We start from the raw sequence: 3,279 nt of genomic DNA, 5'->3' as shown, positions 1-3,279 counted from the left end.
CTCCAACAGTGATCTTCTTTAAGAAGGGAGACAAATATGGAAAAGTTAAACATTGCCGGCGGTGATCCCTTGCGCGGGACCGTACATATTAGTGGTGCGAAAAATAGTGCTGTGGCACTGATTCCTGCCACGATTCTCGCTGATTCTCCAGTAACCATTGAAGGCCTTCCGCATATATCAGATATCGACACATTGCGAGATCTGTTAGAAGAAATTGGCGGAAAGGTCACTTTTGAAAAAGGTGAAATGGTTGTTAATCCTGTTTCCATGATCAGTATGCCGCTTCCTAATGGAAAAGTGAAGAAACTGCGTGCATCCTATTATTTAATGGGAGCCATGCTGGGAAGATTCAAGCAGGCTGTCATCGGACTGCCAGGAGGATGTCACTTAGGACCTAGACCGATTGATCAGCATATCAAAGGCTTTGAAGCACTCGGAGCCGAGGTGACAAACGAGCAGGGTGCGATTTATTTGCGCGCTGAAAAATTAGTCGGAGCCCGGATTTATCTTGATGTTGTCAGTGTAGGTGCGACAATCAACATCATGCTGGCAGCCGTACTGGCTGAAGGAAAAACCGTGATTGAAAATGCTGCAAAGGAACCCGAAATTATTGATGTAGCGACACTGCTTGCAAGCATGGGTGCCAAAATCAAAGGTGCGGGGACCGATGTCATTCGAATCGAAGGTGTAGAATCCCTTCATGGCTGTAAGCATTCAATCATCCCTGACCGCATCGAAGCAGGAACATTTTTAATAGCTGGTGCAGCGATGGGAGATGAAGTTGTACTTGATAATGTGATCCCAACTCATTTAGAATCAATTACGGCGAAACTTAGAGAAATGGGGTTCACCATTGAAACGAGCAACGATCAGATGCTGATCGTTGGCAGAAACGAAGGACTCAAGCCTGTCGATATCAAAACCCTTGTGTATCCGGGCTTTCCGACTGACCTTCAACAGCCGATGACGGCGCTGTTAACAAAAGCGAAAGGCACGAGTGTGGTCACAGATACGATCTACTCAGCTCGCTTTAAGCACATTGACGAATTGCGCCGAATGGGTGCAAACATGAAGGTCGAAGGAAGATCCGCTATTATTACCGGACAAACGCAGCTTCAAGGAGCAAAGGTCAAAGCAAGTGATCTGCGTGCAGGAGCTTGTCTTGTTGTCGCAGGGCTAATGGCAGACGGTGTGACCGAAATCACAGGGCTTGAACATATAGACAGAGGATATAGTTTGCTTGAGAAGAAGCTTGAAGGCTTGGGTGCAACCATCTGGCGTGAAAAGCTGAATGACCAAGAAATAGAAGAACTTCAAAATTCATAAGGCTTTGACTGTGAGAGGAGATTTGGACAAAAATGGAAAGAAGTTTATCGATGGAACTAGTACGGGTGACAGAAGCAGCTGCATTAAAATCTGCCCGTTGGATGGGAAGAGGATTAAAAGACGAAGCGGATGATGCTGCAACAAGTGCAATGCGTGATGTATTTGACACCATTCCGATGAAGGGAACAGTGGTGATTGGCGAAGGGGAAATGGACGAAGCACCAATGCTTTATATTGGGGAAAAGCTTGGGAACGGATATGGACCTCGCGTGGATGTCGCTGTTGATCCATTAGAAGGAACAAACATTGTGGCAAGCGGCGGCTGGAATGCCTTAGCTGTCATTGCAGTTGCAGATCATGGCAACCTGCTGAATGCACCTGATATGTACATGGATAAGATCGCAGTAGGTCCAGAAGCGGTAGGCTGCATCGATATTGAAGCGCCTGTCATTGATAATCTTCGCGCTGTTGCAAAAGCGAAAAACAAAGATATTGAAGATGTGGTTGCAACGATTTTAAACAGAGATCGACATGAAAAAATTATTGCTGAACTGAGAGAAGCAGGAGCAAGAATTAAACTGATCGATGATGGTGACGTTGCAGGAGCCATTAATACAGCATTTGATCACACAGGTGTTGATATTCTATTTGGTTCAGGCGGAGCGCCTGAGGGTGTCCTTTCTGCTGTTGCATTAAAGGCACTTGGTGGTGAAATTCATGGTAAGCTTCTTCCTCAAAGTGAAGAAGAATTAAGACGCTGTGAGAAAATGGGGCTGGATGTTGGTAAAGTCCTCAGAATGGAAGATCTCGTAAAAGGAGATGACGCCATTTTTGCAGCGACAGGTGTAACAGACGGGGAATTACTTAAAGGTGTTCAATTCAAAGGCTCTGTTGGAACAACGCATAGTGTTGTCATGCGTGCGAAATCGGGTACAGTTCGTTTCGTAGACGGCAGACACAGCTTAAAGAAAAAACCGAATCTTGTCATTCGTCCGTAATCTGAAAGCGGGTATTCATTACCCGCTTTTCATATAGGTGTCAAATGTATATCATTTTCTTTTTAAAGTTGAATATTCTCTGCAAATGAGGTAAAACTAAAGAGTGCTGCGAAATTTTCTGCGAATTTACTTCTTTTAAGCTTCAACAAGTTTAAATACTGCCGCATCATGACGATATACTCATTATCCTTCTCTATGTTAAAAAAGCTCTATTTCACATTGTTCCTATCTTTCACGATAAAACGAGTGGGAGCGTTACCATCAGAGCGAGGTCATTCCAACAACAACGGAATTAAAAAGCTAATCAAATACAATGGTCATGCATTTGTAAAGAAATACATTGACTAGAAAAGTGTGGTGTCCATATTGAAAGATGTTTCGATTTCATCTTTGGAAAATATGAAATTAAAAGAGCTGTATGAGTTAGCAAAACGATACAAAATCTCTTATTACAGCAAACTAACAAAAAAAGAATTAATTTTTGCCATCTTAAAGGCGAATGCTGAGCAAGAGGATCTCTTATTTATGGAAGGGGTTCTTGAAATTATCCAGTCTGAGGGATTTGGTTTCTTAAGACCGATTAACTACTCCCCAAGTTCTGAAGACATTTATATTTCAGCTTCACAAATCAGACGCTTTGATTTACGAAATGGAGATAAAGTGTCTGGAAAGGTAAGACCTCCAAAAGAGAATGAACGCTACTATGGCCTCCTTCATGTAGAAGCGGTAAATGGGGACGACCCAGAATCAGCAAAGGAACGTGTTCACTTTCCTGCACTCACACCGCTATTTCCTGACCGCCAAATGATTCTTGAAACACAGCCTAATCACCTGTCTACTAGAATTATGGACATGATGGCGCCAGTTGGATTTGGTCAGCGTGGTTTAATCGTTGCACCGCCTAAGGCTGGGAAAACCATTTTGCTTAAAGAAATTGCCAACAGCATTTCTGAAA

General features: G+C 43.3%; 3 protein-coding genes. All 3 read left to right on the top strand.

The window, feature by feature from the left end; all coding sequences use genetic code 11:
- Positions 1-36: 36 nt before the first annotated feature.
- A complete protein-coding gene (locus tag AOQ70_RS00015; RefSeq protein ID WP_024423746.1) occupies positions 37-1,326 on the top strand; it encodes a UDP-N-acetylglucosamine 1-carboxyvinyltransferase in 1,290 nt (429 codons plus the stop codon).
- A gap of 32 nt (positions 1,327-1,358) precedes the next feature.
- Entirely contained in the window at positions 1,359-2,324 is a 966-nt protein-coding gene (gene glpX, locus AOQ70_RS00010) for a class II fructose-bisphosphatase (protein ID WP_012011567.1), read from the top strand.
- A 366-nt stretch (positions 2,325-2,690) separates the two neighbouring features.
- The coding region (locus AOQ70_RS00005) for a Rho termination factor N-terminal domain-containing protein (protein ID WP_197414588.1) at positions 2,691-3,279 on the top strand (589 nt) is incomplete at its 3' end.

The sequence above is a fragment of the Bacillus sp. AM 13(2015) genome, from assembly GCF_001518755.1.
Classification (GTDB): Bacteria; Bacillota; Bacilli; order Bacillales; family Bacillaceae; genus Bacillus; species Bacillus safensis.
The sequence above is the reverse complement of the archived record's forward strand: the minus strand, read 5'-3'. Positions and strand labels throughout refer to the sequence as shown.